Genomic DNA, 12801 nt, shown 5'->3' on the forward strand with positions numbered 1-12801 from the left:
TCAGCACGGGGCGGTCACCGATCGGGCATCGGCGGCCGGCACCCACGTTACGAAGAGACCTGAAATGCGGCCCTGTCCCTATCAGCGGTCCATCCGATGCCACCGGTACCCGGCGACACCACCCCCCCGGATCATGCGAAAGACAGGGGCAAGAAGTCATACCGGGCCCGGCGACCGAGGCCCTGGATCGGACCCACGAGAAAGGTAACGTGTCGTAGGTACCATGCAGGTTCCTGCAGAACGGTGTGCAACCTCTGCCCTTCCCCGAGCAGGGCGGCGACGGCCATTCTGTGCCGTATGGATCGCCTGGATGTCATCGAAACGTGCACGCGGATGGCGTGGTACGCGGATCTCCGCGAGTGGGACAAGCTCACGGAGGTGTTCGCCGAGGCGGTGACGCTGGACTACACCAGCCTCAACGGGGGCGAGCCGATCGTGCTCACTCCCGCGCAGATCGCCGCCGCATGGCAGGAGGCGCTCGGCGGTTTCGCGGCGACCCAGCATCTGCTCGGCAACCACCTGGTGAGCATCGACGGCGACAGCGCGGTGTGCACCGCATCCTTCCAAGCGACCCACCGCAAGTCGGCCCCCTATGGCGCGTCCCTGTGGACGCTGGGCGGCTCCTACCGTTTCGACCTCGTGCGATCCGCCGATGGCTGGCGGATCACCGCGGTGGTGATGACGGCGCTATGGGGCGACGGCAACCGAGCGCTGCCGTGAGGGTTCTCGCCGCCGGTGTGCAGGTGGGAGCCGATTCGAAACGCTACGAGGAGAGATCGAGGTTATGAAGGTCGAATTCGACAGTGCCGGAGTACGACTCGTCGGCAACCTGTACCTGCCACCGGGCCCGGACCCGGCGCCGGGCGTGGTGGTGGCCGGGACTTGGACCAGCGTCAAGGAGTTGATGGCCGACCGATACGCCGAGCGGTTGGCCGCACACGGTTACGCGGCGCTGTCGTTCGATTTCACCGGCTTCGGTGAATCGGCGGGCGAACCGAGGGATGTCGAATCACCGGAGCGGAAGGTCCGGGACATCCACAACGCGGTGTCCTTCCTGGCCGCGCACCCAGCCATCGACGCCACGCGACTGGGCGCGCTGGGAATCTGCGCGGCGGCGATGTACATGTCCGCCGACGCGGCCGGGGACGCACGGGTGAAGTCGCTCGCGCTGGTGGCGCCTTGGCTGCACGACGCGGACATCTGCGCGCAAGCCTACGGTGGGGCCGAGGAGGTGGCCGCCAGAATCGCGCTCGGCGAGCGAGCGCGGTCCCGATTCGAGGAGACGGGCGTGATCGACTACGTGCCGGTGGTTAGCGCCACCGACGAGCGCGCGGCCATGCCCTACGACATCGACTTCTATATCAACCCCGCCCGTGGCGGAATTCCGGCCTGGCCCAACCGGTTCGCCGTCATGTCCTGGGTCGACTGGCTCACCTACGACGCGATCGCGCTGGCGCCGAAGATCACCCAGCCCACGATGCTCGTGCACAGCGAGCAGGCCGCGATCCCCGACGGAGCGCGCCGCTTCCACGACGGGCTGGCCGGACCCAAGGACATCGTCTGGACGTCGGGCACCCAATTCGACTTCTACGACCAGGAGCCGCAGGTCACCATAGCTGCCGACACCGTCGCCGCCCACTTCGCCCGGACGCTGTGACGCGGCCGGAGACCGCTTCGGCACCGACAAGATGACGCAGCTGGAGATTCGCCGATTCGAGGCCGCCGACCGGCAGGAGTTACGGGAGTTGTTCGGCCGGGCGGGTGAAGGCTCGCCCGTCGCCGCACTCTGGGGTGATCCGGAATCGGAGGCGTCGATCTACCTCGACCCATACCTCGATCTGACACCCGAGTCGGTGTTCGTGGCGGTCGCGGACGGCAAGTTGATCGGATATCTGACGGGTTGCCGGGACAGCTCGAAGTTTCCCGGCGAGGCCGAGCGGATCGAGCGGGCGATCCGCGCCCACCGATTATGGGTGCGCCCGGCCACGGCCAGGTTCTTCGGCGTCGCCCTGGTCGACACCCTCACGGCGGCGATCCGCCGCCGGCCCACGCGGGTGACTTCCAGGACATACGCTGGCCCGCACACCTGCACATCGCCGTGGCCGCCGAGGCGCGCGGAACCGGCGCGGCGGCCGCTCTCCTGGACGGGTGGCTGGCCCGGCTGGACGAGGACGGCCTCGGCTGCCATCTGCAGACGCAGGTCGAAAACACCCGGGCCGTAGCGTTCTTCACCCGCATGGGGTTCGTTCCCTTCGGCTCTGCTCCGGCGATTCCCGGGATGCGCTATGCGGGTGAACGAGTTCACCAGCTGACCATGGTCCGCCCGGGAGAGCGCGCATAGCAGCCCACGGAATCCGGGAAGGTCAGAGCCAGTTGCGTTCCTTGGCCAGCAGGGCGGCCTGGAAACGGGTACGTGCGCCCAGCCGGTCCATCAGGTCGGCGACATGGGCGCGGAACTTGCGCACCGAGACATTGAGCGCACGCGCCGCCGCTTCGTCGGTGTCGTAGCGGGTCAGCGCCCGCAGGACCCGCTGCTCGTCGGGTGAGACGGGGAGTTGGTCCAGGTCGCGGGCGCGGTCCCAGATGCCGTCGAAGACCTCCGCGAGGATCCGGACCACACCGGTACGCCGGATCTGGAGCACACCCGTGTCCGGTGCGGAGAGATCGGCGGGCACGAAGGCGACCGACCGGTTGACCAGGATGAGCGGCCAGACCGGTTCCGTCGTCACGCGGTGCAGCTCGCCGAGCGCATGTTGTCGGCTCGCATGGGCCGCCTGCCGGGGATCGTCCAACGCGTGCGCGGGAAACAGGATGCGACTGCGCAGCCCGGCGATCAGGAGGCGGCCGGGCCGGACGGAGGCGAGCCGCGATTCGTCGTGCAGTGCGTCGGTCCGCAGCGCGGAGAATTCACCGGGGTGATCGGTCAGTAGCGCGTTGATGCGCCGTGCGGCCTCCTGCCCGTTCGACAGCAGCTCGATCAGGCCTGCGGGCCGGCCGGTGCGCTGCTCCTCGGTCAGTTCGCGCACCGAGTCCCAGGCGGCGGCGATGCCATCGAACTGTTTCTGCGCCTGCGTGATCCGCCGTCTGACCAGCAGATCGACCGCGGCCGCCGGTGGCACCGCGGACAGGTTCTCGTCCACCAGACCAAGCAGACGCAGTTCGGTGAGCACCGGCCCGACCACGCCCGCCCCACCCGCACGTGAGGAGGCGCTGGGCCGGGTGCGCAGCAACTCCCGGTAGACGCGCTCCTGTTCCGCGGTCAGCCCTAGTCCGGTCAGGCTCATGCTCGGCGCCCGCCGGTGGAGACGAGTTCCGCGTGCCGGGGCGTACGTCCGCGTTCGAGCCACGCTTCGGCGATCAGCAGCGAGAGCGTCCATCCGAGCCAGGTGCCGATGTCGGCGATGGTCTGCGTCAACAGTGTCTCGTCGCCGTGGAACGACGTCTCCAGTCGCGGGCTGAGCACAACCAGCAGGACTCCACCGAGCCGGTTGAGCACGATCGACAAGGTCAGCGCGACACTGCGGATCATCCAGCGGCGATGCTCGGCGAAGCGGCGTCGTCGCGCCATGCGCCAACCGATGAGCGTGGTGATCAGCCACAGGGTCGCCAGCATGACGTTGCTGACGCGCGCGACGGGACCGAACGGACTGGTCGCCCCGACCACCAATCCGGCGAGCCCGGCGGGCAGCACGCCGGCGAAGACATACCAGCGGCCCAGCCGCCGGTGGGCCGCCGGATGTCTGCGGCGGAACCACGGCCACACTTGGAAACCGGAGACCAGGATGGCGACCGAGCCGCAGATCACGTGCGCGACCAGCATCGGGTAGTGCGGGGCGTACCCCGGATCCGGCACTCGCGACCGGGCTGGATCCAGGGTGAGGTACGGCGGCAGCGAGAAGGTGACGAACGCGAACGTGAGCACCAGCAGTGGCCCCACCCAGGGACGCTGCCACCACCGTGGTCGATTCGGCTCGGACACGACGGAATTCGGAGATCTGGCAGGAACTGCCATGGTGAACCACCCCGGACATCGGAGACGACGAAGTATTGCGTATCATATACGCATTGCGTAGGACATACGCAATTAGATCGCTAGGAGCGAACATGGCTGATGAACTGCCGCCGGTGGCGCAGTTGCTGTGGGCCGGCGGTCGCCGGTCCGGCCGCGGCCCCCGGCCGGCACTGAGCCTGGACCGGATCGTCGGCGCCGCCATGGTCGTCGCGGACGCGGAAGGCATCGGCGCACTGTCGATGCAGCGGGTCGCCAAGGAACTGGGCGCGGCCACCATGTCGCTGTATCGATACGTGCCGGGCAAGGACGAACTCGTCGCCCTGATGCTCGACGCGACCATGTCCGAACCGCCCGACCTGCCGCGGGGCGACTGGCGCGCGGCACTCGAACTCTGGGCGCGCCGCACCCGGGAGCTGTACCTTCGTCATCCGTGGGTGCTGGCGGTCGGCACCAGCAATCGCTGCATGGGCCCGAACGAGGCCGCGTGGGGCGAGGCCGCGATGAGTGCGCTCATCGAGGCCGGACTCCCACCGCACGGCATCTTCGAGATCACCCTGTCCATCAACGCTTTCGTCGGCGGCGCCGCCCGTCTGGCGATCGATCCGACCCGAGGCCGCGACGCGGCCGGGCACGTCGGCCCGGTCCTCGACCCGGCGATGATCCATCAGTACGGGCAGCCCGAGCGTTACCCGGCCTTGCTGGCCATGCTCTCCGCAGGTCCCCCCGACTACCGGGACACCGGCGACGTCGCGGAAGGCGTTTTCGAGTTCGGGCTGGGCAAACTGCTCGATGGCATAGCCGCACATCTCACGGGGTGATTCCCGGCAGCCGAAGGCAGAGGCTGCACAGTGTGCTGCAGGAAGCTGCAACGGGCGGGCGAAACCGTCCCGGTACTGCAAAGATCGGCGAAATGATCCTCGTGACAGGAGCGACCGGCAATGTCGGCGCGGAAGTTGTGCGGGCCCTGGCCAGCACGGGAGAACCGGTGCGCGCGCTGGTGCGTGATCCCGAGCAAGCCGTCGTGCCTCCAGGCGCGCCGGCCGTGGCGGGCGATCTGACATCGCCCGACACCCTGAGTTTCGACGGCGTGCGCGCGGTGTTCCTGTTGCCGGGTTATCCAGGGGTCGCACAGGCGGCCGCGAAGGCGGGCGTCGCGCACATCGTGCAGCTCTCCGGCGTTTCCGCCGGTACCGGTGACACCTCCAACGCCATCACCCGCTACATGATGGCCTCCGAGCAGGAGGCCACCGAATGCGGTGCCGCGTGGACCATTCTGCGCCCGTGCGCCTTCGCCTCCAACGCTCTGCGCTGGCTTCCCCAGCTTCGCGACGGAGACGTGATCCGCGCACCGTTCCCCGAGGTCCGCACGGCCGCCCTCGATCCGCAGGACCTCGGCGCGGTGGCCGCCGCCGTGCTGCGCGACAACGGCCATCACGGCGAAATCCTCTGGCCTACCGGGCCGGAGCCGCTCACGCCCGCCGAGCAGGTGGCGATCCTGGCCGAAGCCACCGGCCGCGCCCTCACCTGCCATGGCCTCACCGATGACGAGGCCCGCGCCGACATGCTGCGGACCACTCCCGTCGAGTACGTGGACGCCTTCTTCGACTTCTACGTCCACGGGGCGATCGACGAATCCATCGTCCGCCCGACGGTGGAAGAGATCATCGGCCGCGCGCCGCGCACCTTCGGGCAGTGGGCCACCGCACACGCGGACGCCTTCCGCTGACGCCCAGCGCCGGGGCAGCCGGTGGCGACGTCGCCACCGCTGTCCGCGCCGGTCGGCGTAACTATCTGGAAGCCCCGCATTTCGCTGCCCGCAACCCCGCATTCCGATGCTCGTCCACCCTGTTGACGATTCTTACCGGCAGAGTCGCCTACCAGAAAGAACGTGCGCAATGCGCAGTGTGCAGGACCGTCTCGACGAGGTTCTCGAAGAATTGCAGCAGCTCGATCGCGCCGCCGACCTCGTCGTGATCGACCGGATCCGCTGGCGGGTGGAACGACTCGAGGACGAGTTGCAGATCCAGGTCGCCGATCACATCCGCCGCTTCGAGTTGTTCGCGGTCATCCGGCAGGCACGGGCGCTCATCGATGACGCGCAATTGCGCGCCGAAGGCGGCCGGTGAGCAGCACCGACCAGCGCGGAAGTCCCGCGCTCAGTCGACGGTCAAGAGCAAACCGGTCTCCGGGTCGTACCAGCGGCATGATTCGGGCGGCAGGTACAGGCTCGCGGCATCGCCCTCGGCGGCGCGGAAGCCCGGTGGCGCTTGCACTTTCACCGTCTGCCCGCTGACGCGGGTGGTGAGCAGGGTGGACGAGCCGAGCGGCTCGAGCACTTCGAGTTCGCCCCGCACGGTCACGTCCGCGGGTCCGGAGTCCACCACGATGGCCTCGGGGCGGATGCCGAGGCGGATCGTGCGGCCCGCGAACGAGGACAGTGCCGCGGGCACGGCGAGCGATTGCCCGCCCAGGTCGATGCGCGGTCCGCTCTCCGCGGCGGAGACCGGGCCGGTGAGGAAGTTCATCGGTGGACTGCCGAGGAACCCGCCGACGAATTCCGTCGCCGGGTCGTCGTAGACCTCGGTGGGCGGGCCGCACTGGACGATCGCGCCGTCGCGCAGCACGGCTACCCGGTCGCCCAGCGACAGCGCCTCGACCTGGTCGTGGGTGACGTAGACGGTCGTGGTGCCGAGCTCCGCGACGAGTCTTTTCAGCTCGGCCCGGAACGACAGCCGCAGCAGCGCGTCCAGGTTGGACAGCGGCTCGTCCATGAGCAACACGTCGGCGTCCATCACGATCGCCCGCGCCACCGCGACACGCTGTCGCTGCCCACCCGACAACCGCGCCGGATAGCGGTCCAGGTACGGCGTCAGCTGCAAAAGCTCTGCCGCCCAGGCGACTTTGCGACGGATCTCGTCGGGCGGCACGCCGTGCACGCGCAGACCGAAGCCGATGTTGTCGGCGACCTTCTTGTTGGGGAACACGGCATAGGACTGGAACACCATCGACAGGTTGCGCCGTCGCGGCTCCAGATAGGTGACGTCCTTGCCGCCGATCACGATCTGTCCCGAGTCCGGCAGCTCCAACCCGGCGATCATGCGTAGCAGCGTCGTCTTGCCGCAGCCGGACGGCCCGAGCAGCACCATGAACTCGCCGTCGGCGATCTCCAGCGACACCTCGTCGGTGGCACGCGCCGTGCCGCCGGGATAGGTCTTCACCAGATCCCGGACCACCACCTCAGCCATCAGCGAACCCCTGTCATCGCAGCGTCGTCCCCCACATGTTCACCAGGTAGCGCCGCATCACGAAGATGAACGCCAGCGCCGGGATGATCAACGCGAACCCGCCCGCGAAGCGGTAGGCGGTAGACGCCTCGTCCAGCGCCGTGAGCACCTGCGCGGGCAAGGTGCGGTGCCCGAGCGTCACGATCGTCGCGCCGAGGATCTCGTTCCAGGACAGGACGAAAGTGAAGATCGACGACGCGGCCAGCCCCGGCAGCGCGAGCGGCACCACGACCCGGCGCGCCGCCTGCCAACGGGTGCACCCGAAGACCCGCGCCGCCTCCTCCAGATCGGGCGGCACCGCGACGAAGATGCTCGCGGTGATCAGCACGGTGGTCGGCAGCGCGAGCGTGGTGTGCACCAGCGTGACGGCGAACACGGTGTCGTAGACGTCGATGCGTAAGAACATCGTGGCCAGCGGCACCGAGAGCACCACGATCGGCAACGCCCGCACGAACAGGATGAAGACCTGGAAAGGGTCCTTGCCCCGGAAAGCATGACGGGCCAGCGCATATCCCGCGGGCGCGCCGATCACCAGGGACCAGAACACCGTGTAGAGGCCGACCAGCACCGAGTTGCCCAAGGCCGCAACGGTCCCCGTGGCGCGGAAGAACGCGACCAGGGTCTCGGTGGAGAACTCCTTCGGCACGAGCGGCTTCGGGAACTCGTTGAGCCCTTCCCTCGAGGACACCGCGGCGAGTCCGATGAGAACGATCGGCAGCGCCATGAACAGGCTCACGGCGATGCAGGCGAGCTGCACTCCCACGGCGCGCCTGCGACGCCTGCGCAGGGGTGCGCGATCGATCGGTGGCAGCACGCGCCGCGTGGGCGCGTCGGTTCGGTTCATCGCGCTGCTCGCCTCCTTGGCGCGTGCCCGCAGCCCCGCGCCGCGGCGGGCGCCGCACGATCGTGGCTCATCGGGCCTGCTCCGGCTGCCGGACCGCCCGCAGGTAGAACACTGCGGTGGCGAGCGAGATCGCCAGCACGATCAGCGAGACGGCGCTGGCGACCGCCGGATTCTGCAGGTTCGCGTACCACTCGTAGGTCTCGCCGACCAGCAGCGGGAAATCCCGTCCGGTCAGCGCCTGCGCTACGGCGAAAGCTTGCAACGCCAGGATCGTCCGCAGGATGAGGGCCACCTGCAGGCTCGGCCCCAGCAGCGGCAGCGTCACGTGCCGCAGCCGCTGCCAGAGATTCGCGCCGAACACCTGCGCGGCCTCGTCGTAGTCGCGCGGGATCATCTGCACGCCCGCCACCACGATCACGAACACCAGCGAGGTCGCGCGCCAGATCTCGGCGACCACCACGGCGAGCAGCATCGTGCCCGGATTCTGGTAGCCGAGCCACTGCACGCCGTCGTCGGAGAGCCCGATGCCGACCAGCATCGAGTTCAGATAGCCGCGGTTGTCGAAGATGGCCAGCCACACCAGGCCGGCCGCCAGTTCGGAGATCGCCAGCGGCAGGCACCAGAGGTAGAAGTGCCCGCCCGCGAATCGCGGCCGGGCCTGCATGAGCAGCGCCATGCCGACGGCGAGGACGAGCTGGACCGGCACGACGATCGCGATCAACAGCAGCGTGTTGCGCAGGGCGGCGAAGAGGTACGGATCGTCGAACAGTCGGTCCCAGTGGGCGAGGGTGAATCCGTCGTCGCCGCGGAACGCCGCGAGCACGCCCTGCACGAGCGGCCAGCCGAACAGCGCCGTCATCAGGACGATCGACGGCAGCAGCAGGATCCACGGGGAGCGCGGTCTCGACCTCACGGCTATCCCACCCGGCAGAGGTCGGCGGCCGGGTCGGGAGCCCAGCACGGCACTTTCAGGTCGTCGAGGATGCCTTGCAGGATCCGAGCCTGCTGGTCCAGCGTGGCGCGAATATCGGCGCGATCGAGCACGATCGAGCGGAAGCTGTCTTTGAAGACCTTGCTCACCTCCCCTTCGCGCCGGCCGAGCCCGACCGGCGGCAAGGAGAGGATGGCGCCGGGCGCCTCCTGCTGCCTGCGCACCGCCTCGGCCTCGAGCCGGATGGCCGGCGGCAGATCGTCCGGGATCGCCGTATCGATCGCGGGGAAGAACCCGTTGGAACGCAGCAGCCGCAGCTGGGTCTCCGGGCGGGTGAGCGTGCTGATCGTCCGCTGCGCCAGTTCGGGATCCGGACCGCCCTTCGGAAGTGCGAGTCCGGCCAGGACGGCCATGTAGCCGAGTCCGTGCGAGCCGCGCGGCGCGGGAAGCATCCGCCAGTTCCGCGGGTCGCGCTCGGGCGCGTGGACCAGGCGGACGACGTGATCCCACGCCAGCCGCACTTCGCCGCTGTCCAAAGGCTCCTGCATGAAGTCGAAGTTCGTGCTGGACGGGACGCAGTTCGCCCAGAGCTCACGCAGATACTGCCACGCCGTCACGGCCTCGTTCGAACGGAAGGTGGTGATCTGGCCGCCGGTGAACGAGGGCAGCAGGAAGCCCTGCACGAACCGGTGCAGCAGGCCCTTGGGACCGGCGGGCAGGCCCAGCACGGGGCGATTGCCATTGGCGCGGCGCGCGGCGATCGCCCAGTCGAGGAACTGGTCATAGGACAGCGACGCGGCGTCGACGCCGGGCGGCAGATGCTCGAGCGCCTCGGCGTGTGCCGCGAGGACGTAACTCGCGGTGGCCCACGGGATGTACCACGTGCGGTCGGTGCCCACCCTGGCCAGCTCCAGGTAGGCGGCGGGCCAGCCACGGGAACCGAGGTCGGCGAGAAGGCCGCTGAGGTCCTGCAAGTAGCCGTCGGCGAGCGGCGCGAGGTCGCCGTGCAGGCCACCGAGCAGGCCGATCCGGGCCGCGCCCGCGTCGACCTGGCTGCGCACCTGGGTCTCGAACGGGCTCTCCTCGATGGTCACGTATCCGACGCCCGGTGCGGCGGCCGCGAGCAGACCACGGAATCGCTCGGCCTCGTCGGCGGGACGGAACTGCGTGGACAAGAAGACCATGCCGCCGCTGCCACTGGTGGCGAATCCGGTGCAGGCCGCGGCGGAAAGGGCCGCCGCGCCGGAGCCCACCGCGCGCAAGAAGGACCTGCGCGTCGAAGCGGATACCAGCATGCATGGCTCCTGTTCGCGCACAACGTGTTTCACACTTCGGTAAGGCTGGTCAACCTAGGTGCGCCGAGGATCGCTGTCAATATGCGTCATCCCGGTGCTGGGAACGATACGGCCCCCGATCGCCGCGGCAAGGGTGTTCCCGGGTTCGTCGGCGAGGTCGGTCGCGGGCACGCGCGATAGGCGCGAGTTGCCGACTTGTCGCCCTTGGCTCACAGCGGAGCCGACTCCAGCAGTGCACCGCTGATGGCATGGGCCGCCAGCGATTGCGGAGGCGGGTAGCTGCCGTTAGGTTCATCCCATGAGTTCCGCCTTTCCTCATTTGCTGTCGCCGATCGAGCTGGGGAGGGTGCGACTGCGCAACCGAGTCGTGATGGGCTCCATGCACACCGGCCTCGAGGACCGGGCCTGGCACATCGACCGACTGGCGGCGTTCTTCGCCGAACGCGCACGCGGCGGGGTGGGACTGATCGTCACCGGCGGATACTCCCCCAGCCGCGACGGATGGCTGTGGCCGTTCGCGTGCGCCTTGCTGGACGAGACCGACGCGGAGCGGCACCGCGTGATCACCGAGGCCGTCCACGAGGCGGGCGGCAAGATCGCCTTGCAGATCCTGCACGGGGGCCGCGATTCGAACATCCCCACCAATCTGGCTCCCTCGGCGGTGGCGTCGCCGCTCACCGCGTTCGAGCCGCGGGCGTTCACCGAGCAGGAGATCGAGACCACGATCGCCGATCACGTGCGCTGCGCGCAGCTGGCGCAGCTGGCCGGTTACGACGGTGTCGAGATCATGGGCGGCGAAGGGTTCCTGATCAACCAGTTCCTCGCGCCGCGCACCAACACCCGCACCGATCGCTGGGGCGGATCGGCGGCGAACCGGCGGCGGTTCCCGGTCGAGGTCGCCGCCCGGACCAGGGCCGCCGTCGGCGACGACCTGCTCATCATGTTCCGGATGTCGCTGGCCGAATTAGTCGAGGACGGGCAGACCTACGCGGAGATCATCGACCTGGCCAACCTGACGGACCCAGTACTCGGGATCGGTCAGCTCGTCGCCTGCCGGTGCGCCCGAGACATTCGAGACGATGGGTATGGTCGGCCGCCGGTAGGTGACACCGGAAGCCACGCCCCGGAACTCCGACAGCATCGGATCCATCCGCGCCGAATGGAAGGCGTGGCTGACGCGCAGGCAGTTCGTCCGGCGACCTCGGTCGCCGAAGAGCCGCTCGATCTCGGCGACAGCGTCGGCGTCACCGGACAGCACCACCGACGACGGCCCGTTCACCGCCGCCACGGAGACTCGGCCGTGGTACCCGTCGAGTGCGGCCGACGCCTCCTCTTCCGCCACCGCCACCGCCACCGCCACCGCCACCGCCACCGCCAGCATCGCACCGCCCGCGGGCAGGCCGCCCATGAGCCGGCGGCGTGCCGCCACCAGCGCACACGCGTCGGGCAGCGACCACACTCCGGCGGCGTACGCCGCCGCCAGTTCACCGATGGAATGGCCGAACAGCACGTCCGGTGTCACACCGAACGATTCGACGAGCCGGTACAGCGCCACCTCGAAGGCGAACAGCGCGGGCTGGGTGTACTCCGTCCGATCCAGCGGTCCCGGCGCGCTGTCGCCGTCCGGCGCCTCGGCGTGCATGAGGTCCTTCAGCGAACGTCCGAGCAGCGGATCGAATTCGGCGCACACCCGGTCCAGTTCGGCCGCGAACACCGGGAACGCCGCGGACAGTTCCCGGCTCATTCCGGCGCGCTGCGTGCCCTGACCGGTGAACAGGAACGCCGTGCGGCCCGAGCGCGCGCGGCCTCGGTCACGCCCGGCGCGGAACGCCCCTCGGCTAGGGTCTGTCCTCAAAGCCACATGAGCAGGCTGGCCGGGGCGAGCATGCCTCGGTAAGAGGCCGCGGTCTTGTCGTATCGGGTCGCGATGGCCCGATACTGCTTGAACCGGTTGAAGCAGCGTTCGACCACGTTGCGGCGCCGATACGCCGTGCGGTCGAAGATTGGTGGGCGACCACCAGCACTGCCCCGTCGACGACGGTGGGCCTGCTGATCGCTGCGCTCGGGGATCGCGGCGGTGATGCCCCGCTGTCACAGGTGTCGGCGGATCGCGCGAGTGGAGTAGCCTTTATCGGCCAGCACCCGCCGCGGCCGCGTCCATGGGCCGACCCCGACCCGGGCGTGGCATCCGGATACCGGCCAGGACTTGGGTGAACATGGTGCAGTCGTTGACATTGCCCGCGGTCAACACCACGCTCAAAGGGCGTCCGAGCCCTGTTGCGCCCTGGGTTTGATGGAGACATCGAACACCCGGAGGATTCGAAGTCATGGTGGCACCACGGAAGTACCCCGACGAGTTGCGTGAGCGGGCAACGCGTCTGGTGATCGAGGCGAGGAAGGACCCGGCCTCGCGTAGCGGTGCGGTGAAGGGGATC

Annotated in this window: 14 protein-coding genes and 2 pseudogenes; 8 read left to right on the plus strand and 8 right to left on the minus strand. The window is 69.0% G+C overall.

The annotated features are described in order from the left end of the window. Positions 1-297: 297 nt before the first annotated feature. The 4 genes from GVY64_RS35510 (at position 298) to GVY64_RS38445 (ending at position 2341) form a co-directional block, all read left to right on the plus strand. Positions 298-720, plus strand: coding sequence for a nuclear transport factor 2 family protein (locus GVY64_RS35510; RefSeq protein ID WP_159850887.1), 423 nt, complete (start codon positions 298-300; stop codon positions 718-720). A gap of 64 nt (positions 721-784) precedes the next feature. Then, positions 785-1657 carry an alpha/beta hydrolase gene (locus GVY64_RS35515; RefSeq protein WP_159850889.1) on the plus strand — a complete coding sequence of 291 codons (873 nt, stop codon included), beginning with the start codon at positions 785-787 and terminating at the stop codon, positions 1655-1657. A gap of 31 nt (positions 1658-1688) precedes the next feature. Next, a complete protein-coding gene (locus GVY64_RS35520; RefSeq protein WP_236567516.1) occupies positions 1689-2222 on the plus strand; it encodes a hypothetical protein in 534 nt (177 codons plus the stop codon). Next, on the plus strand, positions 2141-2341 hold the full coding sequence (locus GVY64_RS38445; protein WP_236567515.1) for a hypothetical protein: 201 nt from the start codon (positions 2141-2143) through the stop codon (positions 2339-2341). The genes GVY64_RS35520 and GVY64_RS38445 overlap by 82 nt, the downstream gene beginning before the upstream one ends. Positions 2342-2363: 22 nt before the next feature. Here the strand turns inward: GVY64_RS38445 and GVY64_RS35525 are convergent, their stop codons facing one another. Next, positions 2364-3284 (minus strand): hypothetical protein, encoded by a 921-nt coding sequence (locus GVY64_RS35525; protein ID WP_159850890.1) that lies wholly within the window; start codon positions 3282-3284, stop codon positions 2364-2366. Continuing rightward, positions 3281-3937, minus strand: coding sequence for a DUF2306 domain-containing protein (locus GVY64_RS35530; RefSeq protein ID WP_201298313.1), 657 nt, complete (start codon positions 3935-3937; stop codon positions 3281-3283). The genes GVY64_RS35525 and GVY64_RS35530 overlap by 4 nt, the downstream gene beginning before the upstream one ends. 167 nt (positions 3938-4104) lie before the next feature. Between GVY64_RS35530 and GVY64_RS35535 the strand changes: the two genes are divergently transcribed. From GVY64_RS35535 to GVY64_RS35545, 3 genes are all read left to right on the plus strand, one after another. Continuing rightward, entirely contained in the window at positions 4105-4830 is a 726-nt protein-coding gene (locus GVY64_RS35535; protein ID WP_159850894.1) for a TetR/AcrR family transcriptional regulator, read from the plus strand. Between the two features lie 92 nt (positions 4831-4922). Continuing rightward, a complete protein-coding gene (locus GVY64_RS35540; protein ID WP_159850896.1) occupies positions 4923-5738 on the plus strand; it encodes an NAD(P)H-binding protein in 816 nt (271 codons plus the stop codon). Positions 5739-5907: 169 nt separating this feature from the next. Further along, positions 5908-6138 (plus strand): hypothetical protein, encoded by a 231-nt coding sequence (locus GVY64_RS35545; protein ID WP_159850898.1) that lies wholly within the window; start codon positions 5908-5910, stop codon positions 6136-6138. 30 nt (positions 6139-6168) lie between these two features. Here the strand turns inward: GVY64_RS35545 and GVY64_RS35550 are convergent, their stop codons facing one another. The 4 genes from GVY64_RS35550 to GVY64_RS35565 form a co-directional block, all read right to left on the minus strand. Next, a complete protein-coding gene (locus GVY64_RS35550) occupies positions 6169-7257 on the minus strand; it encodes an ABC transporter ATP-binding protein (protein ID WP_159850900.1) in 1089 nt (362 codons plus the stop codon). 13 nt (positions 7258-7270) lie between these two features. Beyond that, positions 7271-8140, minus strand: coding sequence for a carbohydrate ABC transporter permease (locus GVY64_RS35555; protein ID WP_159850902.1), 870 nt, complete (start codon positions 8138-8140; stop codon positions 7271-7273). A 67-nt stretch (positions 8141-8207) separates the two neighbouring features. After that, complete coding sequence (locus tag GVY64_RS35560; protein ID WP_201298314.1) at positions 8208-9053, minus strand: carbohydrate ABC transporter permease; 846 nt, start codon at positions 9051-9053, stop codon at positions 8208-8210. Positions 9054-9055: 2 nt separating this feature from the next. Next, the gene (locus tag GVY64_RS35565) at positions 9056-10366 is read right to left on the minus strand and encodes an ABC transporter substrate-binding protein (RefSeq protein ID WP_159850904.1); all 1311 of its coding nucleotides are present in this window, start codon (positions 10364-10366) and stop codon (positions 9056-9058) included. Positions 10367-10664: 298 nt separating this feature from the next. Here GVY64_RS35565 and GVY64_RS37500 point away from each other — a divergent pair. After that, a pseudogene (locus GVY64_RS37500) lies at positions 10665-11375 on the plus strand (oxidoreductase); the annotation flags it as partial. Here the strand turns inward: GVY64_RS37500 and GVY64_RS37505 are convergent. Both GVY64_RS37505 and GVY64_RS38450 read right to left on the minus strand, forming a co-directional pair. Further along, complete coding sequence (locus GVY64_RS37505) at positions 11331-12110, minus strand: acyltransferase domain-containing protein (RefSeq protein WP_201298315.1); 780 nt, start codon at positions 12108-12110, stop codon at positions 11331-11333. The pseudogene GVY64_RS37500 and the gene GVY64_RS37505 overlap by 45 nt on opposite strands. Before the next feature lie 107 nt (positions 12111-12217). Next, positions 12218-12641 (minus strand): annotated as a pseudogene (locus GVY64_RS38450) (IS5 family transposase); the annotation flags it as partial. Positions 12642-12801 lie beyond the last annotated feature (160 nt).

The sequence above is a fragment of the Nocardia sp. CY41 genome (genome assembly GCF_009829325.1).
Classification (GTDB): Bacteria; Actinomycetota; Actinomycetes; order Mycobacteriales; family Mycobacteriaceae; genus Nocardia.

Excerpts from the sequence above, each read along its gene's own strand:
- GVY64_RS35510 (WP_159850887.1), top strand. The coding sequence starts at position 298 with ATGGATCGCCTGGATGTCATCGAAACGTGCACGCGGATGGCGTGGTAC.
- GVY64_RS35515 (WP_159850889.1), top strand. The coding sequence starts at position 785 with ATGAAGGTCGAATTCGACAGTGCCGGAGTACGACTCGTCGGCAACCTG.
- GVY64_RS35520 (WP_236567516.1), top strand. The coding sequence starts at position 1,689 with ATGACGCAGCTGGAGATTCGCCGATTCGAGGCCGCCGACCGGCAGGAG.
- GVY64_RS35525 (WP_159850890.1), bottom strand. The coding sequence starts at position 3,284 with ATGAGCCTGACCGGACTAGGGCTGACCGCGGAACAGGAGCGCGTCTAC.
- GVY64_RS35535 (WP_159850894.1), top strand. The coding sequence starts at position 4,105 with ATGGCTGATGAACTGCCGCCGGTGGCGCAGTTGCTGTGGGCCGGCGGT.
- GVY64_RS35540 (WP_159850896.1), top strand. The coding sequence starts at position 4,923 with ATGATCCTCGTGACAGGAGCGACCGGCAATGTCGGCGCGGAAGTTGTG.
- GVY64_RS35545 (WP_159850898.1), top strand. The coding sequence starts at position 5,908 with ATGCGCAGTGTGCAGGACCGTCTCGACGAGGTTCTCGAAGAATTGCAG.
- GVY64_RS35550 (WP_159850900.1), bottom strand. The coding sequence starts at position 7,257 with ATGGCTGAGGTGGTGGTCCGGGATCTGGTGAAGACCTATCCCGGCGGC.
- GVY64_RS35555 (WP_159850902.1), bottom strand. The coding sequence starts at position 8,140 with ATGAACCGAACCGACGCGCCCACGCGGCGCGTGCTGCCACCGATCGAT.
- GVY64_RS35565 (WP_159850904.1), bottom strand. The coding sequence starts at position 10,366 with ATGCTGGTATCCGCTTCGACGCGCAGGTCCTTCTTGCGCGCGGTGGGC.
- GVY64_RS37505 (WP_201298315.1), bottom strand. The coding sequence starts at position 12,110 with ATGAGCCGGGAACTGTCCGCGGCGTTCCCGGTGTTCGCGGCCGAACTG.